The organism is Pseudomonas sp. IT-P260 (assembly GCF_949768395.1).
Classification (GTDB): domain Bacteria; phylum Pseudomonadota; class Gammaproteobacteria; order Pseudomonadales; family Pseudomonadaceae; genus Aquipseudomonas; species Aquipseudomonas parakoreensis.
This window is the reverse complement of record NZ_CATKPO010000022.1, coordinates 145,129-166,214: the sequence shown is the minus strand read 5'-3', so window position 1 is coordinate 166,214 and position 21,086 is coordinate 145,129. Positions and strand designations below refer to the sequence as shown.

The 21,086-nt window shown below is 61.3% G+C and carries 16 protein-coding genes; 11 read left to right on the top strand and 5 right to left on the bottom strand.

What is annotated here, in order from left to right; translation table 11 throughout:
- Positions 1–275: 275 nt before the first annotated feature.
- The 3 genes from ACM6HV_RS11550 to ACM6HV_RS11540 all read left to right on the top strand — a co-directional run bounded on the left by ACM6HV_RS11550 (position 276) and on the right by ACM6HV_RS11540 (position 7,016).
- The gene (locus ACM6HV_RS11550; RefSeq protein WP_414904243.1) at positions 276–3,551 is read left to right on the top strand and encodes a DUF2126 domain-containing protein; all 3,276 of its coding nucleotides are present in this window, start codon (positions 276–278) and stop codon (positions 3,549–3,551) included.
- 88 nt (positions 3,552–3,639) lie between these two features.
- Positions 3,640–6,126, top strand: coding sequence for a circularly permuted type 2 ATP-grasp protein (locus tag ACM6HV_RS11545; protein WP_414904242.1), 2,487 nt, complete (start codon positions 3,640–3,642; stop codon positions 6,124–6,126).
- Complete coding sequence (locus ACM6HV_RS11540; RefSeq protein WP_414904241.1) at positions 6,126–7,016, top strand: transglutaminase family protein; 891 nt, start codon at positions 6,126–6,128, stop codon at positions 7,014–7,016. Before ACM6HV_RS11545 ends, ACM6HV_RS11540 begins: the two co-directional genes overlap by 1 nt.
- 203 nt (positions 7,017–7,219) lie before the next feature.
- Here ACM6HV_RS11540 and ACM6HV_RS11535 read toward each other — a convergent pair whose 3' ends face one another.
- Positions 7,220–7,405: a hypothetical protein gene (locus ACM6HV_RS11535; RefSeq protein ID WP_025111839.1), complete on the bottom strand. Its 186-nt coding sequence runs from the start codon at positions 7,403–7,405 to the stop codon at positions 7,220–7,222.
- A 68-nt stretch (positions 7,406–7,473) separates the two neighbouring features.
- Positions 7,474–8,061: a TIGR00730 family Rossman fold protein gene (locus ACM6HV_RS11530; protein WP_095138130.1), complete on the bottom strand. Its 588-nt coding sequence runs from the start codon at positions 8,059–8,061 to the stop codon at positions 7,474–7,476.
- Between the two features lie 340 nt (positions 8,062–8,401).
- On the opposite strand from ACM6HV_RS11530, the gene azu reads away from it, so the two are divergent.
- Positions 8,402–8,848: an azurin gene (gene azu / locus ACM6HV_RS11525; protein ID WP_414904240.1), complete on the top strand. Its 447-nt coding sequence runs from the start codon at positions 8,402–8,404 to the stop codon at positions 8,846–8,848.
- 171 nt (positions 8,849–9,019) lie between these two features.
- On the opposite strand, the gene nadE is transcribed toward azu, so the two are convergent.
- The 3 genes from nadE to ACM6HV_RS11510 all read right to left on the bottom strand — a co-directional run bounded on the left by nadE (position 9,020) and on the right by ACM6HV_RS11510 (position 12,191).
- Complete coding sequence (gene nadE, locus ACM6HV_RS11520; protein WP_047290995.1) at positions 9,020–9,847, bottom strand: ammonia-dependent NAD(+) synthetase; 828 nt, start codon at positions 9,845–9,847, stop codon at positions 9,020–9,022.
- A gap of 4 nt (positions 9,848–9,851) precedes the next feature.
- Positions 9,852–11,075, bottom strand: a complete 1,224-nt coding sequence (gene pncB, locus ACM6HV_RS11515; RefSeq protein ID WP_041065644.1) for a nicotinate phosphoribosyltransferase — start codon at positions 11,073–11,075, stop codon at positions 9,852–9,854.
- Positions 11,076–11,288: 213 nt separating this feature from the next.
- Entirely contained in the window at positions 11,289–12,191 is a 903-nt protein-coding gene (locus ACM6HV_RS11510; RefSeq protein WP_414904239.1) for a LysR family transcriptional regulator, read from the bottom strand.
- A gap of 164 nt (positions 12,192–12,355) precedes the next feature.
- On the opposite strand from ACM6HV_RS11510, the gene ACM6HV_RS11505 reads away from it, so the two are divergent.
- The 7 genes from ACM6HV_RS11505 to ACM6HV_RS11475 all read left to right on the top strand — a co-directional run bounded on the left by ACM6HV_RS11505 (position 12,356) and on the right by ACM6HV_RS11475 (position 20,819).
- Positions 12,356–13,846: an aldehyde dehydrogenase family protein gene (locus ACM6HV_RS11505; RefSeq protein WP_182403595.1), complete on the top strand. Its 1,491-nt coding sequence runs from the start codon at positions 12,356–12,358 to the stop codon at positions 13,844–13,846.
- A 147-nt stretch (positions 13,847–13,993) separates the two neighbouring features.
- Entirely contained in the window at positions 13,994–15,277 is a 1,284-nt protein-coding gene (locus ACM6HV_RS11500; RefSeq protein WP_414904238.1) for an NAD(P)/FAD-dependent oxidoreductase, read from the top strand.
- A 368-nt stretch (positions 15,278–15,645) separates the two neighbouring features.
- Positions 15,646–16,779 carry an ABC transporter substrate-binding protein gene (locus ACM6HV_RS11495; protein ID WP_041065631.1) on the top strand — a complete coding sequence of 378 codons (1,134 nt, stop codon included), beginning with the start codon at positions 15,646–15,648 and terminating at the stop codon, positions 16,777–16,779.
- Between the two features lie 238 nt (positions 16,780–17,017).
- Positions 17,018–17,932: an ABC transporter permease subunit gene (locus ACM6HV_RS11490; RefSeq protein ID WP_414904237.1), complete on the top strand. Its 915-nt coding sequence runs from the start codon at positions 17,018–17,020 to the stop codon at positions 17,930–17,932.
- A gap of 3 nt (positions 17,933–17,935) precedes the next feature.
- The gene (livM, locus tag ACM6HV_RS11485; protein ID WP_041065627.1) at positions 17,936–19,237 is read left to right on the top strand and encodes a high-affinity branched-chain amino acid ABC transporter permease LivM; all 1,302 of its coding nucleotides are present in this window, start codon (positions 17,936–17,938) and stop codon (positions 19,235–19,237) included.
- Positions 19,234–20,106 (top strand): ABC transporter ATP-binding protein, encoded by an 873-nt coding sequence (locus tag ACM6HV_RS11480; protein WP_414904236.1) that lies wholly within the window; start codon positions 19,234–19,236, stop codon positions 20,104–20,106. The genes livM and ACM6HV_RS11480 overlap by 4 nt, the downstream gene beginning before the upstream one ends.
- A complete protein-coding gene (locus ACM6HV_RS11475; RefSeq protein WP_041065619.1) occupies positions 20,103–20,819 on the top strand; it encodes an ABC transporter ATP-binding protein in 717 nt (238 codons plus the stop codon). The genes ACM6HV_RS11480 and ACM6HV_RS11475 overlap by 4 nt, the downstream gene beginning before the upstream one ends.
- Positions 20,820–21,086: the final 267 nt, after the last annotated feature.

Here is a 21,086-nt window from a genome sequence, read left to right as displayed (position 1 = left end):
AACGCCAACCTTCGGGTTGGCGTTTTTTTTCAAGGTCAAAAGATAGCAGCCTTCGGCAGCTCCTACATCGGGTCATGCGTTTCCCTGTAGGAGCTGCCGAAGGCTGCGATCTTTTGATCTTCGCCACATTTAGGCGCAACTTCCTCGAACCATTTCCCCGCATCGCCCGATTTTGGTGCTGTACTGCCCTGAGCATTCCGGGAAAGCGCCCAAGCCCCTGCATGGCATAAGTCTTGCGCGCTTTCGAATACGCTTAGGCTCGCAGGAGGCACGCCGTGTCGATTCATGTCGCATTGCATCACGTCACGCATTACCGCTACGACCGCGCTGTCGAACTCGGCCCGCAGATCGTACGCCTGCGTCCGGCCGCCCACAGCCGCACGCGGATTCTTTCGTATGCGCTGAAGGTCTCGCCCGAGCAGCATTTCATCAACTGGCAGCAAGACCCGCAGGGTAACTACCTCGCGCGTCTGGTGTTCCCCGAGAAAACCGACGAGTTGCGCATCGAGGTCGACCTGCTGGCCGAGATGGCGGTGTTCAACCCGTTCGACTTCTTCCTCGAACCCTACGCCGAGAAAATCCCCTTCAATTACGCGGCCGATGAGCGCAAAGAGCTGGCACCGTACCTCGAAACCCTGCCGCTGACTCCGGCATTCAAAGCCTATCTGGACGGGATCGACCGTACGCCGCTGCCTGCTGTGGATTTCCTGGTGATGCTCAACCAGCGCCTCAGCGAAGACATCCGCTACCTGATCCGCATGGAACCGGGCGTGCAGACCCCGGAACACACCCTCGAACATGCGTCCGGCTCCTGCCGCGACTCGGCGTGGCTGCTGGTGCAACTGCTGCGCAACCTCGGGCTGGCCGCGCGGTTCGTCTCCGGTTATCTGATTCAACTGACCGCCGACGTGAAGAGCCTCGACGGTCCGTCCGGTACCGAAGTGGACTTCACTGATCTGCACGCGTGGTGCGAGGTGTACTTGCCGGGCGCTGGCTGGATCGGTCTGGATGCTACGTCCGGGTTGTTCGCCGGTGAAGGACATATCCCGCTGGCCTGCAGCCCTGATCCATCCTCAGCCGCGCCGATCAGTGGTCTGGTCGAGCCGTGCGAATGCCAGTTCAGCCACGAAATGTCGGTGGAGCGCATCTGGGAAGCGCCACGGGTGACCAAGCCCTACACCGATGAGCAGTGGCTGGCGATTCAGGCGCTGGGCCGGCAGATCGATGCCGACTTGCTGGAAGGCGATGTGCGCCTGACCATGGGCGGCGAGCCGACCTTCGTCTCCATCGATGACCCGGACGGCGCCGAGTGGAACACCGCCGCGCTGGGCCCGGACAAGCGCCGCCTCTCCGCCGAACTGTTCCAGCGCATGCGCCAGCACTATGCGCCGAAAGGTCTGGTGCATTTCGGTCAGGGCAAGTGGTACCCGGGCGAGCAATTGCCGCGCTGGTCGCTCAACTGCTATTGGCGCCGCGATGGCGTGCCGATCTGGCACAACAGCGCGCTGATCGCCGATGAGCAGCAGGACTACGGCGCCGATGGCGTGCTGGCCGGTCGCTTTCTCGCGAGTGTTGCCGAACGCCTGAAATTGCCTGCACGTTTCGTGTTTCCAGCCTACGAAGACAATTTTTATTACCTCTGGCGCGAGGGCGCATTGCCGAGCAATGTCAGCGCTGAAGATTCGCGACTTGAAGAGCCGCTGGAGCGCGCACGTCTGCGCAAGGTCTTCAATCAGGGCCTGGATAAAGTGATCGGTCAGGTGCTGCCGCTGGCGCGCACCGCCAAGGGTGATCAATGGCAGAGCGGGCGCTGGTATCTGCGCGACGAGCATTGCCGATTGGTGCCGGGGGACTCGCCGCTGGGTTACCGTCTGCCGCTCGGTTCGCAGCCGTGGGTGAAGGCCGCCGAGTATCCGTTCATTCATCCCAACGATCCGAATCAGGACTTCCCCGAGCTGCCGGACACCATTCGGCTCAACAGTCATGCCGAACCCGCCGCGACCGACGAACGTGCGCTTACAATCGACGAGTCCGCCGACTGGCTGACCCGCACCGCGTTCTGCGCCGAAGCGCGCGAAGGGCGTCTGTATCTGTTCATGCCGCCGCTGGAGCGGGTCGAGGACTATCTGGAACTGGTGGCGGCCATCGAAGCCACCGCCGAAGAGCTGCGTTGCCCGGTGCTGCTGGAAGGATACGAGCCGCCGAGTGATCCGCGCCTGAGCAACTTTCGCATCACCCCGGATCCGGGGGTGATCGAGGTCAACGTGCAGCCGTCCGCGACGTGGGACGAACTGGTCGAACGCACCGAGTTTCTCTATGAGCAAGCGCGGCAAACCCGCCTGACCACCGAAAAATTCATGATCGACGGGCGCCATACCGGCACCGGCGGCGGCAACCATTTCGTCCTCGGTGGCGCGACCCCGGCGGACTCACCGTTCCTGCGTCGTCCGGATCTGCTGCGCAGCCTGATCAGCTACTGGCATAACCACCCGTCGCTGTCCTACCTGTTTTCCGGGTTGTTCATCGGCCCGACTTCGCAAGCGCCGCGTGTTGATGAGGCCCGCAACGACGCTTTGTACGAACTGGAAATCGCCTTCGCGCAGATGCCTGAACCGGGCCAAGAGTGCGCGCCGTGGCTGGTGGATCGCCTGCTGCGCAATCTGCTGATCGACGTCACCGGCAATACTCACCGTGCCGAGTTCTGCATCGACAAATTGTATTCGCCGGATGGCGCGACCGGGCGTCTTGGTCTGCTGGAGCTGCGCGCGTTCGAGATGCCGCCCCACGCGCGCATGAGCCTGGCCCAGCAGTTGTTGCTGCGCGCGCTGGTCGCACGCTTCTGGCGCGAGCCGTATGCGCCGCCAAAACTGGCGCGCTGGGGCACCGAGCTGCACGACCGTTTCATGCTGCCGCACTTTATCGAGCAGGATTTCGCCGACGTCATCGTCGAACTGAACAACGCCGGTTATCCATTGCGCGCCGAGTGGTTCGCTGCGCATCTGGAGTTCCGTTTTCCCAAGGTCGGCGATTACGCCGTCAACGGCATCGAACTGGAACTGCGCCAGGCGCTGGAACCTTGGCATGTGCTGGGCGAGGAAGGTACGGCGGGCGGCACGGTGCGTTATGTCGACTCGTCGCTGGAGCGTTTGCAGATCAAACTCAACGGCCTGCCGCCGCAGCGTTATCTGCTGACCTGCAACGGCGTCCCGGTGCCGCTGCAACCGACCGGGCGCATCGGCGAGTTCGTCGCCGGTGTGCGCTTTCGGGCCTGGCAACCGGCCAACTGTCTGCAACCGACCATCCCAGTGCACGCGCCGCTGGTGTTCGATCTGCTCGACACCTGGATGCAGCGTTCGCTGGGGGGCTGTCAGTACCACGTGGCGCACCCGGGCGGGCGCAATTACGAAACGTTGCCGGTCAACGCCAACGAGGCGGAGAGCCGGCGCATGGCGCGGTTTTTCCGTATCGGACACACGCCGGGAAAACTTCCGATACCCAACCTGACAATCTCCGACGAGTTGCCGATGACGCTCGATTTACGACGTTTCTAAGTCCTGCACGACATGCGGATTTTTCGTATATCCGCACGTCATGTGCCTGCGTTAGTCTGACCGTTCCCTGCTGTCTGCCGAGCTTTCCATGCCTGACCTGCTAGACCGCTACCCGCGCACTGCGGGCACTTATCACGAACTGCTGGATGACAGCGGGGAAGTGCGCCCGCACTGGCGGCGGCTGTTCGATCAATTGCAGCGCAGCACCCCGGTGCAACTCGTGCAGCGGCAGGCGTTGCTCGCCCGACAGATTCAGGAAAACGGGGTCACTTATAACGTCTACGCCGATCCGAAGGGCGCAGACCGCCCGTGGGAGCTGGACCTGCTGCCGCATGTGATCGCTGCTGATGAATGGCAGCACCTGTCGGCAGGGATTGCCCAGCGTGCGCGTTTGCTCAACGCGGTACTGGCGGATCTGTACGGGCCGCAGCGGCTGATCCGCGAAGGGCTGTTGCCGGCGGAGCTGGTGTTCGGCCACAACAATTTTCTCTGGCCCTGTCAGGGCATCGCGCCACCGGAAGAGGCGTTTCTGCATCTGTATGCCGTGGACCTGGCGCGCACGCCGGACGGGCGCTGGTGGGTTACGGCGGATCGTACCCAGGCGCCGTCGGGCGCCGGTTATGCGCTGGAAAACCGCACCATCGTTTCACGGGCGTTTCCCGAGTTGTACCGCGATCTGAAGGTGCAGCACCTGGCCGGGTTCTTCCGCACCCTGCAGGAAACCCTCGCGCGTCAGGCGCCATGTGCTGACGACGCGCCGCTGGTGGTGTTGCTCACGCCGGGACGCTTCAACGAAAGCTACTTCGAACATCTTTATCTGGCGCGTCAGCTCGGTTATCCGCTGGTGGAGGGCGGCGACCTGACGGTGCGCGACGCCACGGTGTACCTGAAAACCCTCAGCGGTCTGCGCCGAGTGCACGCGATCATGCGCCGGCTCGACGATGACTTCTGCGACCCGCTGGAGCTGCGCACCGACTCGGCACTCGGGGTGCCCGGCTTACTGGAAGCGGTGCGTCAGGGCCGGGTGCTGGTGGCCAATGCGTTGGGCAGCGGCGTGCTGGAGTCGCCGGGATTGCTCGGATTTTTGCCGAAGATCAATCAGTACCTGTTCGGCGAAGAACTGCTGCTGCCGTCCATCGCCACCTGGTGGTGCGGCGAGGCGCCGGTGCTGGCGCAGGCGCTGGAAAAACTGCCGGAGCTGCTGATCAAACCGGCATTCCCCTCACAAAGCTTCGCGCCGGTATTCGGCCGCGATCTGAGTGAACCACAGCGTCAGGCGCTCGCCGAGCGCATGCAGGCCCGGCCATACGCTTATGTCGCGCAAGAGCTGGCGCAGTTGTCGCAGGCGCCGATCTGGCAAGCCGAAGACGGCCAGTTGCAACCGCGAGCCATCGGCATGCGCATGTACGCCGTGGCCAGTCGCGATGGCTATCGCGTGCTGCCCGGTGGCCTGACCCGGGTGGCCGCCGAGGCCGATGCCGAAGTGGTGTCGATGCAGCGCGGTGGCGCGAGCAAGGACACCTGGGTGCTGGGCGAGCGTGCGCCGAGTGGCGAACAATGGAAAACCCAGCGCAACGTCGGCGTGCACGATCTGGTGCGCCGCGATCCGTACCTGCCCTCGCGGGTGGTGGAGAACCTGTTCTGGTTCGGACGTTACTGCGAGCGTTGTGACGACAGTGCGCGACTGCTGCGGATCATGCTCGCGCGGTATGTCGATGGTGATGATCCGCAAGCCTTGCAGGCAGCGGTGGCGCTGGGCGAGCGTCTGATGTTGCTGCCGGAGGAGGGCGAGTTGCCGGAGCGCCTGCTGGCGGCGCTGCTCGGCGAGGACTGGTCGTTCAGCCTGCGCTCCAACCTGCAGCGCTTGCAGTGGGCGGCCTCGCAGGTGCGCGGCAAGCTTTCGCGGGAGAACTGGCAGGCGTTGGTCGAGTTGCAGCGCGAGGCGCTGGAACTGGACACCGAGGAGCCGGACTTCGGCGAGTTGCTGGATTTCCTCAACCGGCTGGTGATGTCACTGGCGGCGTTGTCCGGGTTTGCCCTCGACGACATGACCCGCGACGAAGGTTGGCGCTTTCTGATGATCGGCCGGCGCATCGAACGTTTGCAGTTTCTCAGCAGCAGTCTGGCAGCGTTTCTGCGCGGTGCCGGGGCGTTCGATCAGGCCGGGCTGGAATGGCTGCTGGAACTGGGCAACAGCAGCATCACCTACCGTTCGCGGTATCTGGCGGTGGCGCAGTTGATTCCGGTGCTCGACCTGTTGCTGCTGGATGAGCAGAACCCGCACGCGGTGCTGTTCCAGTTGAAACTGGTAACCCGCACGTTAAAACGCTTGAACGATGATTTCGGTGTGCCTCGCGAGGCCGGGCTGGCGCAATTGGTCGAGCGTCTGGCGCGGTTCGATCTGGGCTGTCTGGAGAACCCGCTGTTCGGGGAGAACAGCGTGCGTGCGGCGCTCGATGGCCTGGCGGATCTGCTGCAAGCGATTGCCGAGGCCAGCGCTCAGGTGTCCGATCGTCTGGCGCTGCGCCATTTTGCCCATGTCGATGATGTCAGCCAGCGCACGGTGTCCGTCTGATGAGCGCGCACTACCAGATCTTTCACGACACCTGTTACCACTACGACAGCCCGGTGTCGCTGGCACAGCAATTGGCGCACCTGTGGCCGCGTGAGTGCGCATGGCAGCGCTGCACCGAGCAGCGATTGCTGATCAGCCCGCAGCCGACGACGCGGCGGGATGAGCTGGATGTGTTCGGCAATCCGCTGACCCGACTGGCCTTCGAGCGCCCGCATGACGAATTGCAGGTCAACGCCCGGCTCACGGTTGAGGTGCTGGCGCGGCCACTGGCGGATTTCAGTCTGTCCCCGGCGTGGGAGCAGACGCGCAACGCGCTGACCTACAGCAGCCAGCCGTTGTCCGCCGAAATGCTGGAGGCTTGTCGCTATCGCTTTCAGTCGCCCTACGTGCATTTGAAGCGCAGCTTCGTCGAATTCTCCGAAAGCTGTTTTCCTCCGGGCAAACCCTTGTTGCTGGGCGTGCAGGCTTTGATGCAGAAGATTTTCAGCGAGTTCACTTTCGACGCCGAGGCGACGCAAGTGGCGACACCGCTGGTCGAGGTGCTGGAGCGCCGGCGTGGCGTTTGTCAGGACTTCGCGCATCTGATGCTCGCTTGCGTGCGCTCGCGAGGGCTGGCAGCGCGCTACATCAGTGGTTATCTGCTGACCCAGCCGCCGCCGGGCCAGCCACGGCTGATCGGCGCTGATGCTTCACATGCGTGGGTGTCGGTGTTCTGTCCGGTATCGGGCTGGGTGGATTTCGATCCGACCAACAACGTGCAGCCGGCGCTGGAGCACATCACCCTGGCATGGGGCCGGGATTTTTCCGATGTGTCGCCGTTGCGCGGGGTGATTCTGGGGGGCGGGTCTCACGACCCGGAGGTCCGCGTTACCGTGATGCCATTGGACTAACGCTGATCAGCGGTGGGAGCGAGCCTGCTCGCGAAGGCGTCAGGTCAATCAGCATATAAGTGGCTAATACACCGCTTTCGCGAGCAGGCTCGCTCCCACATGGGAATTGGGTGTATTTGGGAGGGCTGTGAGAGCCAGCGGCTGAACCGCCAGCCCCGTCACAAATCCGCAGGGTCTGATTCGATGATCAAACCCGATGGGGCTCAGGCGTCAGGCGCCTGGTCTTTCGGTGCATCAACATCATCATCGTTGTCAGTCGCCACTTCCCCGTCAGGGTTCAGTGCCGCTTCTTCAGCCATCTGTTTCTTGCGCTGAAGCTTTTCCTCTTTCTTCTGCTCCTTTGCCAGGTCTCGTTGACGTTTGGCGAAGGAGTAATTGGGTTTGGCCATGGGCGATCCTCTGGGGTCGAAGGTGAGGTTGAGCGGCGCGTATTCTGCCCTGTATCGGTGCCTGGCGGTTAGCCGGGTTTTTGGTCGACCCACTTGGGCGTGACGGTCGGCTTCCACTGATCGAGGGCGTCGAGCAGGGTTTGGGGCGATTCGCTCACTTGCAGCATGTCACGGTGTGGCGCGCGAACGAAGCCTTCGCCGACGATATGGTCGAGAAAAGCTGTGAGTTTGCTGTAGAAACCATTCACTTCCAGCAACCCCAGCGGTTTGCCGTGGTAGCCGAGCTGACCCCAGGTCCAGACTTCGAACAGCTCTTCCAGCGTGCCGAGGCCGCCGGGCAACGCGATGAAGGCATCGCTCAGCTCGGCCATGCGCGCCTTGCGCGCGTGCATGCCATCGACCACTTCTAGGCGCGTCAGGCTTTTGTGGCCGATCTCCTTGTCCATCAGACTTTGCGGAATGATCCCGATCACTTCGCCGCCAGCGGCCAGGGCGGCGTCGGCGACAAGGCCCATCAATCCCACGGCACCACCACCGTAAACCAGCGTCAGCTGGCGCTCGGCGAGGGCCCGGCCAAGGGCTTGGGCGGCTTCGGTGTAAGCCGGATCAGTGCCGGCGTTGGCACCGCAAAATACACAAACGGATTTGAGAGACATGCCTTCCTCCTGGGTCAATCCGTCACAGGGTAATGGCTGGCAGGCCTCGATCCAAGGGCTAGACTTCGCGTTCTGGCGATTCAAAGGTACCGCTGGCGCCACAGGCGTAGGCGGCGAGCAAACTGCACAACAGACCGTTAAAGAACATGACAGGCACTCCGTTTCAGTAGATGCGCCGATCATAGGCCCGGCCGGGAAATCTGGCCGGTAGATTGTTTCGATGAGTGTCATAGCCTGAAAGTTGTATACAATTTTTGACTCAAGTCATAGGAACTTGCGAAGATTTCAGGCAGTCTTTCCATCATTCGTGTTTTTGTTAACCCTGCCTTGGAGATTCACCATGTTTTCCAAAGTTGTTGCGGTATCCCTGCTGGCGCTGGCCAGCAGCCAATTGATGGCTGCCGAGTGCAAAACCACCGTTGATTCCACCGATCAGATGTCCTTCAACACCAAGGAAATCGTGATCGACAAGAGCTGCAAGACCTTCACTGTCGAACTGACCCACTCCGGGAACCTGCCGAAGAACGTCATGGGCCATAACCTGGTGGTCAGCAAAACCGCTGACATGCAGCCGATCGCCACCGATGGCCTGGCCGCTGGCATCGACAAGAACTACCTGAAAGACGGCGACGAGCGCGTTATCGCTCACACCAAAATCATCGGTGCCGGCGAGAAAGACTCGCTGACCATCGACGTATCGAAGCTGACCGCTGGCACTGACTACGGCTTCTTCTGCTCGTTCCCGGGCCACATCTCGATGATGAAAGGCACGATCACTGTTAAGTAATCAACGCCACCGCGTCATCGTTCTTCGCGAGCAGGCTCGCTCCCACAGGTTTGCGCCGTTAATGTGGGAGCGAGCCTGCTCGCGAAAAGCCATCCGCATCAATGAATGCAATGGCCAAAGAAAAGCCCGCAGAGGATCGCTCCTCGGCGGGCTTTTTCATTCAGTCGCCGATCAAGGCGCAAACGGCATGACCCGTTTGTGATGGGTCTTGTTGTAGGTGTTGACGATGATGTCGAACGCTTCCTGACGCACCGGCTCGCCGTGCAGGAAGGCGTCGATCTCGGCGTAGGTCACGCCGTGGGACGCTTCGTCCGGTTTGCCCGGCGACAGGTCTTCCAGATCCGCGGTCGGCACTTTTTCCACCAGCGATTCCGGCGCGCCGAAGCTGCGGGCAATCGCCCGAACCTGGTTTTTCACCAGACCGCTGAGCGGGGCCAGGTCGCAGGCACCGTCACCGAACTTGGTGAAGAAGCCCATCACCGCTTCCGCCGCGTGGTCGGTGCCGATCACCAGCCCGTGGGCCGCGCCGGCGATGGTGTACTGGGCGACCATGCGCATCCGCGCCTTGGTGTTGCCGAGCACGAAATCCACCGACACCGCGTGTTTGCCTTCGAACGCCGCCACTTCACTGGCCAGGGATTTGACCGCCGGGCCGATGTTCACGGTGTGGCGTTCGTCCGGGGCGATGAAATCCACCGACGCTTGCGCATCGTGCTCATCGAACTGGGTTTCGTACGGCAGGCGCACGGCGATGAACTTGTAGGCGTTGTCGCCGGTGCGCTCGCGCAGCTCACGCATGGCGCGCTGGGCCAAGAGACCGGCGGTCAGCGAGTCGACACCGCCGCTGATGCCCAGCACCAGGGTCTTGAGGCCGGAATTGACCAGGCAATCCTGGATAAAGGTGATGCGTCGGGCGACTTCCGCTTCGAGGGCCTGATGCCCGGCGAATGGCGGTTGCACCTTGAGCTGTTCAGCAATCTCACGCTGTACGGCTTGCATGAATTCACTCCTTGCTAGATAGACTGGAAACGGCAGGAACCTGGAACACATGTCGCAAATAGGCGACGAAATTCGGGTCTTTACAGTGAGTCTTGCCGGGCTCGTCGGAGATCTTCGCCACCGGCTGGCCGTTGCAGGCGGTCATTTTAAGCACGATGCTCATCGGTTCGACACCCGGAATGTCACAGGTCAGGTTGGTGCCGATGCCAAAGCTGACGTTGATCCGCCCGTGCAGCGCGCGGAAGATCTCCAGCGACTTGGGCAGGGTCAGGCTGTCGGAGAACACCAGGGTCTTGCTCATCGGGTCGATGCCGAGCTTGTGGTAGTGGGCGATGCATTTTTCACCCCACTGCACCGGATCCCCGGAGTCGTGGCGCAGACCATCGAAGAGCTTGGCAAAGAACAGGTCGAAGTCGCCGAGGAAGGCGTCGGTGGTGATGCAATCGGTGAGAGCAATCCCCAGCAGGCCACGGTATTCGCGCACCCAGCAGTCGAGCGCGGCGATCTGGCTGTCGATCAAGCGTGGGCCGAGTTGCTGGTGGGCCATGATCCATTCATGGGCCATGGTGCCCAGCGGTTTCATGTCCAGTTCGCGGGACAAGTGCACGTTGCTGGTGCCGACGAAGCGTCCGGGGAAATCGTGCTTGAGCACGTTCACCACTTCTTCCTGCACGCGGTACGAAAAACGCCGACGGGTGCCGAAATCGGCGACCTGCAATTGCGCCAGTTCGTCGGCCGAGGCGTTGGCGCTGAGCCAGTCGAACTTGCGATAGAGCTGTTCACGCGCCTGCACCAGTTCGATTTCGCGGTAGCGATAGCGGTTGCGCACTTCGCTGACGATCGCCAGCAGCGGCACTTCGTAAAGGATCACATGCAGCCACGGGCCGCGCAGACGAATGAACAACTCGCCGTTCTCGATGCCGGTGTGGAGGTAGCGCAGGTTGAAGCGGAACAGTCCGAGAAAGCGCAGGAAATCCGGCTTGAGGAAGGTGATGCGCTCGAGAAAACTCAACTGGTCGGCGCTCAGGCTCAGCTCGGCCAGACGCTCGATCTGGTAGCGGATCTCGGCCAGATACGGCCGCAGATCCTCGCTGTTACGGCAACGAAACTCCCATTCGACTTCGACGTTGGGGTAGTTGTGCAGCACCGCCTGCATCATCGTCAGTTTGTAGAAGTCGGTGTCGAGCAGGTTCTGCACGATGCGATCGGCAAACACACTCTCGCTCATAAATGGGGTCTCCAGGTGCACCGCGCAAGGCGCGGTATCAAACAATGGTGCTAGTGGCGCATATCAGCGGTGGGGATTGCCAGCAATTTTTTAGATCACCGCAGAACCCTTGTGGGAGCGAGCCTGCTCGCGAAGGCGTCATTTCAGTCGACATTGATATTGAATGTGCCGGCCTCTTCGCGAGCAGGCTCGCTCCCACAGTTTTCAATCGGGTCAGGCATTCGGGCTATCGATCTGCTCCAGCATCCACTTCACAAAATCGCGCACCTTCGGCACTTCCGCCGCGTGCTCCGGGTAAGCCAGGTAATAGGCGTCGGAGCTGGGCATTGCATGCTGCCAGGGAATGACCAGTTTGCCGTCGGCCAATTCCTCTTCCACCAGAAACCGTGGCAGCAGCGCCACGCCGCAGCCGACCTGGGCGGCGCGGATGCACATATAAAAGGTTTCGAAACGCGGCCCGTGGTAGCTGTGTTCGGTGTGGTAACCCTGACTGTCGAACCAATCGTGCCAGGCCTGTGGCCGCGAGGCATTTTGCAGCAGCACCAGATCGGTCAGTTGCGTCGGATCGGTGAAGGGCGTTTCCGGCAGGCTGCCGGGCGCGCAGACCGGCACCAGCTCTTCGCCGAACAGCTTCAGGCATTCGGTGCCGGGGCGCGAACCCTGGCCGAAATAGAACGCCAGATCGCTGCGCCCCTGCAGCAAGTCATCCGCCTCCTGCTCGTTGCACAGGTCGAGATGGATCGACGGGTGGCGCAGACGCCAGCCTTTCAGACGCGGAACCAGCCAGCGCGCACCGAAGGTCGAGGGTGTGGAGACGCGCAGGACTTCGGTCTCGCCGCCGTAGGAACGCAGGTAATGCGTGGACATTTCCACCTGAGTGAGGATTTTTCGGACTTCCACCAGGTACAAATCCCCGGCCGGAGTCATCTGCAAACGCCGACGCACTCGGCGGAACAACAAGTGCTGCAACAATTCCTCAAGCTGCGCGACCTGTTTGCTGACGGCGCTCTGGGTCAGGTTCAGTTCTTCGGCGGCCCGGGTGAAGCTCAGGTGCCGGGTCACGGCCTCGAAGCACTGCAGCGCGGTGATCGACGGCAGGTGGCGTTTGTTCAGCATGGGTGGTCCTTTTTCTTGTCTTTCTATGCGCAGCATGAATAAACGGAATGATATCTCGCGTAAAGGTCGTTTGTTGCCTTGCCTTCGGGAAGCTACAACTAAAGGCCTGCCCGGTCGTGAACATTCGGCCGCACACATTCAGTTTTTCGCTTGAGGAGTGACCCATGGTTGCCGCATTGCTTGATCGTCTTGGTGTGAACCCGGCCCTGTACCAGAACGGCAAAGTGCCGGTGCATTCGCCCATCGACGGCAGCCGCATCGCCGCCGTGAACTGGGAAGGCCCGGCCGAAGTCGAGCAGCACATCAGTCGCGCAGATCATGCGTTCGAGCAGTGGCGCAAGGTGCCGGCCCCGCGTCGCGGCGAGCTGGTGCGTCAGTTCGGCGAGGTGCTGCGCGAATACAAGGCTGACCTCGGCGAACTGGTCTCGTGGGAAGCGGGCAAGATCACTCAGGAAGGCCTCGGTGAAGTGCAGGAGATGATCGACATCTGCGACTTCGCCGTCGGCCTGTCGCGTCAACTGTACGGCTTGACCATCGCCTCGGAGCGCCCGGGCCATCACATGCGTGAAACCTGGCATCCGCTGGGCGTGGTCGGCGTGATCAGTGCGTTCAACTTCCCGGTCGCAGTGTGGGCGTGGAACACCACGCTGGCGCTGGTCTGCGGCAACCCGGTGGTGTGGAAACCGTCGGAGAAAACCCCGCTGACCGCACTGGCCTGTCAGGCACTGTTCGATCGCGTGGTGAAGAATTTCACTGATGCGCCGGCGCACCTGTGCCAGGTGATCATCGGTGGTCGTGACGCTGGCGAAGCGCTGGTGGATGACCCGCGTGTCGCGCTGATCAGCGCCACCGGCAGCACCCGCATGGGCCGCGAAGTGGCACCGAAAGTCGCCGCGCGTTTCGCCCGCAGCATTCTTGAGCTGGGCGGCAACAACGCGATGATCCTCGGCCCGAGCGCCGATCTGGACATGGCCGTGCGCGCCATCCTGTTCAGCGCGGTCGGCACCGCCGGTCAGCGTTGCACCACCCTGCGTCGGCTGATTGCCCATGAGTCAGTGAAGGAAGAAATCGTCACCCGCCTCAAAGCCGCGTACGCCAAGGTGCGCATCGGCCATCCGCTGGAAGGCAATCTGGTCGGCCCGCTGATCGACAAACACAGCTTCGAAAACATGCAGGACGCGCTGGAACAGGCACTGAGCGAGGGCGGGCGGGTATTCGGCGGCAAGCGTCAGCTCGAAGAACAGTTCCCCAACGCCTACTACGTGTCGCCGGCCATCGTCGAAATGCCGGAGCAGAGCGATGTGGTCTGCAGCGAAACCTTTGCGCCGATCCTCTACGTGGTCGGCTACAGCGACTTCCAGGAAGCGCTGCGCTTGAACAATGCGGTGCCGCAAGGCCTGTCGTCGTGCATCTTCACCACCGACGTGCGCGAGGCCGAGCAGTTCATGTCGGCGGTCGGCAGCGACTGCGGCATCGCCAACGTCAACATCGGCCCGAGCGGCGCGGAAATCGGCGGCGCATTCGGTGGCGAGAAAGAGACCGGTGGCGGTCGTGAGTCGGGTTCCGACGCCTGGCGCGCGTACATGCGCCGGCAGACCAATACCGTGAACTACTCGCTGGAGTTGCCGCTGGCGCAGGGGATTACCTTCGACTGAGTGCTGGAAATCTTCCCTGTGGGAGCGAGCCTGCTCGCGAATGCGGTGTGTCAGTCGGTATGGATGTTGGCTGGTATACCGCTTTCGCGAGCAGGCTCGCTCCCACAGGGTATGCAGTGTTTGTTAGGTTTCTGTTGGAGTCTGGCAATGCCGTTACGCGAAGAATGTCTGTGGGAAAAACTCACGCCGCAGCGCCCGGATAACGCCGCGCTACGGGGCGAGGTCAAAGTCGATGTCTGCGTGATCGGCGCCGGGTTTACCGGGTTGTCGGCGGCGCTGCATCTGTTGGAAAAAGGCAAAAGCGTCTGCGTGCTGGAAGCGCATCGCGCAGGTCACGGCGGCTCCGGGCGCAACGTCGGGCTGGTCAACGCCGGCATGTGGATCCCGCCGGACGAGATCGAGGCCGGGTTCGGCGAAGCGGTCGGCAGTCAGCTCAACCGCATGCTCGGGGCGGCGCCAGCGCTGGTGTTCAGCCTTGTGGATAAATACCACATCGATTGCCAGTTGCGCCGCGAAGGCACCCTGCACATGGCGCACAACGCCAAGGGCGAAGCGGATCTGCGCAGTCGCGAGCAACAATGGAAACGTCGCGGGGCGCCCGTCGAGTTGCTCACCGGCAAGGCCTGCGAGCAAGCCACCGGCACGCAAAAGATCGCTGCCGCGCTGCTCGACCGCCGCGCCGGTACGCTCAATCCGATGGCTTACGTCACCGGACTGGCCAACGCGGTGAAGGGCCTGGGCGGACAGATGTTCGATCACTCGCCAGTAACCCGTCTCGAGCGCGTGGGCCAGCAATGGTCAGTGCAGACCGAGCACGGTTCGGTGCTCGCCGAACAAGTGGTGATCGCCTCCAACGCCTACACCGAGGGCGACTGGACCGAACTCAAGCGCAACTTCTTCCCCGGTTACTACTATCAGGTCGCCTCGGTGCCGCTGACCGAAGACGCCGCCCATGACATTCTCCCCGGCGGGCAGGGCTCGTGGGACACGCGGCAGGTGCTGAGCAGTATCCGTCGCGACAAGGACGGCCGCTTGTTGCTCGGCAGTCTGGGCAACGGCAACCAGAAACCGACGTGGTTCCTCAAGGCCTGGGCCGATCGGGTGCAGCAGCATTACTTCCCCAACCTGAAACCGGTGGAATGGGAATGCACCTGGACCGGGCGCATTGCCTTTACCCCCGATCACCTGATGCGGCTGTTCGAGCCGGCGCCGGGACTGGTGGCCGTCACCGGTTACAACGGTCGCGGCGTGACCACTGGCACTGTGGTCGGCAAAGCCTTCGCCGACTATCTGTGTAACGGAAATCCTCAAGCCTTGCCGATCCCCTTCGCACCGATGCAGCCCCTGGCCGGTGTCGGCCTGCGCAGTTGCCTGTACGAGGCCGGGTTCTCGCTGTATCACGCGGGCCAGTGCCTGCGCATCGTCATCTGAGTGTTGAAATATGTTGCGTAACACGGCGCTTTTGCGCGTAGCGACTAGCCTGTAATGGTGCGGGTTGTAGCAGTCCCGCACCAGCAGTGTGCAGTTCGGTGACGCGAGCTGTTACAGGCTGGTTGCACGTCGTTTGGTGCCGCGGTTGCAATGATGGCGCAAGCGGGTTGCGCCTCAGATTTAAAAAGGTTTCACCTTCCGCGGTTTAGACGGTTGCACGCCCAATGAAAATGGGAACGAAACAGTCGAAATAACAAGAAAGCAGCGACTTTTTGAAGAATAAAAAACCGATGGCACGGCGCTTGCTCAGAGCATTCAGTGAAGTGAAGTCGCAGTGCCAACTAAAAAAAACCTTGGAGCACCACCTCATGTCCCAGACGTTTTACAAGAAAGGCTTTCTGGCCCTCGCAGTGGCTACTGCGTTGGGTGTTTCTGCGTTTGCTCAAGCTGATGTGAAAATCGGTGTAGCGGGTCCAATGACTGGCGCCAACGCGGCATTTGGCGAGCAGTACATGAAGGGTGCACAGGCGGCGGCGGACGCGGTCAACGCGGCGGGTGGCGTCAACGGCGAGAAAATCGTACTGGTCAAGGGCGATGACGCCTGCGAACCGAAACAGGCAGTAACGGTTGCGAAGGATCTGGTCAACCAGAAGGTGGCCGGTGTGGTCGGTCACTTCTGCTCTTCCTCCACCATTCCAGCGTCGGAAATCTACGATGAAGCCGGTGTTATCGCGATCACCCCGGGTTCCACCAACCCGCAAGTGACCGAGCGCGGCCTGAGCGCCATGTTCCGTATGTGCGGGCGTGATGACCAGCAAGGCATCGTCGCGGGCGATTACATTGTCGATGTGCTCAAGGGCAAGAAAGTCGCCGTGCTGCACGACAAGGACACCTACGGTCAGGGCCTGGCCGATGCGACCAAGGCTCAACTGGAAAAGCGTGGCGTGAAGCCGGTGCTGTATGAAGGCCTGACGCGTGGCGAGAAAGACTTCAGCGCCGTGGTCACCAAGATCCGTGCGGCCGGTGCCGACGTGGTCTACTTCGGCGGCCTGCACCCGGAAGCCGGGCCGCTGGTCAAGCAACTGCGCACCGAAGGCCTGAAAGACGTGAAGTTCATGTCTGACGACGGCATCGTCACCGACGAACTGGTGACCACCGCCGGTGGCCCGCAATACGTTGACGGCGTGCTGATGACCTTCGGCGCCGACCCACGTCTGCTGCCAGACAGCAAGACCGTGGTCGATGCGTTCCGCAAGGCCGGCACCGAACCAGAAGGCTACACCCTGTACGCCTACGCGTCGGTTCAGACCCTGGCGGCCGCCTTCAACGGCGCCAAATCCAACAGTGGCGAAAAAGCCGCCGAATGGCTCAAGGCCAACCCGGTGAAAACCGTGATGGGTGAGAAGGCCTGGGACAAGAAAGGCGACCTGAAAGTGTCCGACTACGTGGTTTACCAGTGGGACGCGAGTGGCAAATACCATCAGCTGGAAAAACAGAAGTAAGGGCTGACGCGATCGGTTGATCCCCACTCATCCAATGTGGGAGCGAGCCTGCTCGCGAAGACGGAATGACTGCCAACACATGTGTTGAATGATCGACCGCTTTCGCGAGCAGGCTCGCTCCCACAGGGACGGTGTCGGATGGGCTGATCGTATCTGCATTGCTCCGACGTAAATCTGTATTTTTCCTAGAAGAACCGCCCGCCCCGGCGGGCAGGTTCTCATTGCGTGAGATTGCGTTATGGATGGTATTTTCCTGCAGCAACTGGTCAACGGCCTGACCCTCGGGTCGGTCTATGGCCTGATCGCCATCGGCTACACAATGGTCTACGGCATCATCGGCATGATCAACTTCGCCCACGGCGAGGTTTACATGATTTCCGCTTACCTGGCGGCAATCAGTCTGGCTCTGCTGGCTTACTTCGGTATCGAATCCTTCCCGCTGTTGATGCTCGGCACGCTGGTGTTCACCATCGTCGTCACTGGCGTCTACGGCTGGGTAATCGAACGCGTCGCCTACAAACCTCTGCGCAACTCCACCCGACTGGCACCGCTGATCAGCGCCATCGGTATCTCCCTGATCCTGCAGAACTATGCCCAGATCAGCCAGGGCGCCCGCCAACAGGGTGTTCCAACGCTGCTCACCGGTGCGTGGCGCATCGAAGTCGGCAGCGGTTTCGTCCAGTTGACCTACACCAAGATCTTCATTCTGGTGGCCGCGTTCGTCGGCATGGGCCTGCTGACCTACGTGATCAAGTACACCAAGCTCGGCCGCATGTGCCGCGCCACCCAGCAAGACCGCAAGATGGCCTCGATCCTGGGGATCAACACCGACCGGGTTATTTCCTACGTGTTCATCATCGGTGCAGCGATGGCGGCTCTGGCCGGCGTGCTGATCACCATGAACTACGGCACGTTCGACTTCTACGCAGGCTTCGTCATCGGCATCAAGGCGTTCACCGCCGCAGTGCTCGGCGGGATCGGCTCACTGCCCGGCGCGATGCTCGGCGGGATCATTCTCGGGATCTCCGAGTCGCTGTTCTCGGGCCTGGTCAACTCCGACTACAAAGACGTGTTCAGCTTCTCGCTGCTCGTACTTGTTCTGGTCTTCCGGCCTCAGGGCCTGTTGGGCCGTCCTCTTGTGTCGAAGGTGTAAGCGATGTCTTCAACCACTCAAAAAAACATCGATATCAAAAAAAGCCTGGTTGAGGCGATTCTGGCCGGCCTTATTGCCTTGATCGTGTTCGGCCCGATTGTCGGTGTCGTGCTCGACGGCTACAGCTTCAACCTCGAACCAACCCGCGTGGCCTGGATCATCGGCATTGTCATGATCGGCCGCTTTGCCTTGAGCCTGTTTCTGCAGACGCCCAAGGGCCTGAAGATCCTCGACGGATTCGAGAGCACCGGTTCCGGTGTGCATGTGCTGCCTGCCGATCACAAATCACGCCTGCGCTGGATCATTCCACTGCTGATTGTGCTGGCGGTGATTGTGCCGTTTGTCTCCAACTCGTACCTGCTGGGCGTGGTCATCCTCGGGCTGATCTACGTGCTGCTGGGGCTGGGGCTGAACATTGTGGTCGGTCTGGCCGGTCTGCTCGACCTCGGTTACGTGGCGTTCTACGCCATCGGTGCCTACGGTCTGGCGCTCGGTTATCAATACCTCGGGCTGGGCTTCTGGACTGTTCTGCCGCTGGCGGCGATCACCGCGGGCCTGGCCGGCTGCATCCTCGGTTTTCCGGTGCTGCGTCTGCACGGTGACTATCTGGCCATCGTGACCCTGGGCTTCGGTGAAATCATCCGCCTGATCCTCAACAACTGGCTGTCGCTGACCGGCGGGCCGAACGGCATGCCGGCGCCCTTACCGACGTTCTTCGGCCTGGAATTCGGCAAGCGGGCCAAGGATGGCGGGGTACCGTTCCATGAGTTTTTCGGCATCGCCTACAACCCGGACGTGAAGTATTACTTCATCTACACGGTGTTGTTCCTGGTGGTACTGGCCGTGCTGTACATCAAGCATCGTCTGGTGAAAATGCCGGTGGGTCGCGCCTGGGAAGCCTTGCGCGAAGATGAAATCGCCTGCCGCTCGATGGGCCTGAACCACGTACTGGTCAAGCTCTCGGCGTTCACCATCGGTGCGTCGACCGCAGGTCTGGCCGGGGTGTTCTTCGCCACCTATCAAGGCTTCGTCAACCCGACCTCGTTCACCTTCTTCGAATCGGCGCTGATTCTCGCCATCGTCGTGCTCGGCGGCATGGGTTCGACCATCGGCGTGGTGATCGCAGCGTTCGTGCTCACGGTTGCTCCGGAACTGCTGCGCGGCTTCGCTGAATATCGCGTGCTGCTGTTCGGCATCCTGATGGTGTTGATGATGATCTGGCGACCTCGAGGGCTGATCCGCATCAGCCGTACCGGGGTCACTCCACGCAAAGGTGCCATTCACTATGAGAGGACTGCGCCATGAGTGAAGTCGTACTCTCTGTGGAAAAACTGATGATGCACTTCGGTGGCATCAAGGCCTTGAGCGATGTCAGCCTCAAGGTCAAACGCAACTCGATCTTTGCCCTGATCGGGCCGAACGGTGCCGGCAAAACCACGGTGTTCAACTGCCTGACCGGGTTCTACAAGGCCTCCGGCGGCAAGATCGAACTCAACGTGCGCGGCAAGCAGACCAACGTCATCCAGTTGCTGGGCGAGTCGTTCAAACCGACCGACTTCGTCTCGCCGAAAAGCTTCCTCAGTCGCCTGTATTACAAGATGTTTGGTGGCACGCATCTGGTGAACCGCGCCGGTCTGGCCCGGACCTTCCAGAACATTCGCCTGTTCAAGGAAATGTCGGTGCTGGAAAACCTGCTGGTGGCGCAGCACATGTGGGTCAACCGCAACATGCTCGCCGGCATCCTCAACACCAAGGGCTACCGCAAAGCGGAAAGCGATGCGCTGGACTGCGCGTTCTACTGGCTGGAAGTGGTCGATCTGTTGGACTGCGCCAACCGTCTGGCCGGTGAGCTGTCCTACGGTCAGCAACGTCGTCTGGAGATCGCCCGGGCCATGTGCACGCGGCCGCAGATCATCTGCCTCGACGAACCGGCCGCCGGCCTCAACCCTCAGGAAACCGAAGCGCTGAGCGCGATGATCCGGCTGCTGCGCGACGAGCATGATCTGACCGTGGTGCTGATCGAACACGACATGGGCATGGTCATGAGCATTTCCGACCACATCGTGGTGCTGGATCACGGCGTGGTCATCGCCGAGGGTGGGCCCGATGCGATTCGCAACGATCCAAAAGTGATTGCCGCCTACCTGGGCGCCGACGAAGAGGAACTGGTATGAGCAAACCGATCCTCGAACTCAAAGACCTGGACGTGTTCTATGGCCCGATCCAGGCCCTCAAGGGCGTGTCGCTTGAGATCAACGAAGGCGAGACGGTCAGCCTGATCGGCTCCAACGGCGCGGGCAAATCGACGCTGCTGATGTCGATCTTCGGCCAGCCACGGGCGGCGGGCGGACAGATCCTCTATCAAGGCATCGACATCACCCACAAGTCCTCGCACTACATCGCCTCCAACGGCATCGCGCAGTCGCCGGAAGGGCGGCGGGTGTTCCCCGACATGACCGTCGAGGAAAACCTGCTGATGGGCACCATCCCGATTGGCGACAAGTACGCCAAAGAGGACATGCAGCGCATGTTCGAACTGTTCCCGCGGCTCGAAGAGCGCCGCACTCAGCGGGCGATGACCATGTCCGGCGGCGAACAGCAAATGCTCGCCATTGCCCGCGCCTTGATGAGTCGGCCGAAGCTGTTGTTGCTCGATGAACCGAGCCTGGGCCTGGCGCCGATCGTGGTGAAACAGATCTTCGCCACCCTGCGTGAACTGGCGAAAACCGGCATGACCATTTTCCTCGTCGAGCAGAACGCCAACCATGCGTTGAAGCTGTCGGACAGGGCGTATGTGATGGTCAATGGCGAAATTCGCCTGACCGGTACCGGTAAAGAGCTGCTGGTGAATGAGGAGGTGCGTAACGCTTATCTGGGCGGGCACTGACCCAACCGTTGTCATGCACAGCCCCGGCGACGCGAGTCCCGGGGCTTTTTACATCTCCAGTCCACACAAATCCCCCCTGTAGGAGCTGCCGAAGGCTGCGATCTTTTGATCCTGAAAAACAACATCAAAAGATCGCTGCCTTCGGCAGCTCCTACATGGAATCAAGCCAGGACATCAAGCACATTCTGAAATTGTGGAAAACAAATTCCCATCGCTGTCAAAGCGCGACATATAGACGCTGCAAATGGCTGTTTTTCCACAGTTTTG

Bases quoted from the DNA above. Each gene is read 5' to 3' on its own strand.
- azu (WP_414904240.1), top strand. From the start codon at position 8,402: ATGTTTTCCAAAGTTGTTGCGGTATCCCTGCTGGCGCTGGCCAGCAGC.
- ACM6HV_RS11475 (WP_041065619.1), top strand. From the start codon at position 20,103: ATGAGCAAACCGATCCTCGAACTCAAAGACCTGGACGTGTTCTATGGC.
- ACM6HV_RS11490 (WP_414904237.1), top strand. From the start codon at position 17,018: ATGGATGGTATTTTCCTGCAGCAACTGGTCAACGGCCTGACCCTCGGG.
- ACM6HV_RS11535 (WP_025111839.1), bottom strand. From the start codon at position 7,405: ATGGCCAAACCCAATTACTCCTTCGCCAAACGTCAACGAGACCTGGCA.
- nadE (WP_047290995.1), bottom strand. From the start codon at position 9,847: ATGCAAGCCGTACAGCGTGAGATTGCTGAACAGCTCAAGGTGCAACCG.
- livM (WP_041065627.1), top strand. From the start codon at position 17,936: ATGTCTTCAACCACTCAAAAAAACATCGATATCAAAAAAAGCCTGGTT.
- pncB (WP_041065644.1), bottom strand. From the start codon at position 11,075: ATGAGCGAGAGTGTGTTTGCCGATCGCATCGTGCAGAACCTGCTCGAC.
- ACM6HV_RS11500 (WP_414904238.1), top strand. From the start codon at position 13,994: ATGCCGTTACGCGAAGAATGTCTGTGGGAAAAACTCACGCCGCAGCGC.
- ACM6HV_RS11480 (WP_414904236.1), top strand. From the start codon at position 19,234: ATGAGTGAAGTCGTACTCTCTGTGGAAAAACTGATGATGCACTTCGGT.
- ACM6HV_RS11540 (WP_414904241.1), top strand. From the start codon at position 6,126: ATGAGCGCGCACTACCAGATCTTTCACGACACCTGTTACCACTACGAC.
- ACM6HV_RS11530 (WP_095138130.1), bottom strand. From the start codon at position 8,061: ATGTCTCTCAAATCCGTTTGTGTATTTTGCGGTGCCAACGCCGGCACT.
- ACM6HV_RS11505 (WP_182403595.1), top strand. From the start codon at position 12,356: ATGGTTGCCGCATTGCTTGATCGTCTTGGTGTGAACCCGGCCCTGTAC.
- ACM6HV_RS11495 (WP_041065631.1), top strand. From the start codon at position 15,646: ATGTCCCAGACGTTTTACAAGAAAGGCTTTCTGGCCCTCGCAGTGGCT.
- ACM6HV_RS11545 (WP_414904242.1), top strand. From the start codon at position 3,640: ATGCCTGACCTGCTAGACCGCTACCCGCGCACTGCGGGCACTTATCAC.
- ACM6HV_RS11510 (WP_414904239.1), bottom strand. From the start codon at position 12,191: ATGCTGAACAAACGCCACCTGCCGTCGATCACCGCGCTGCAGTGCTTC.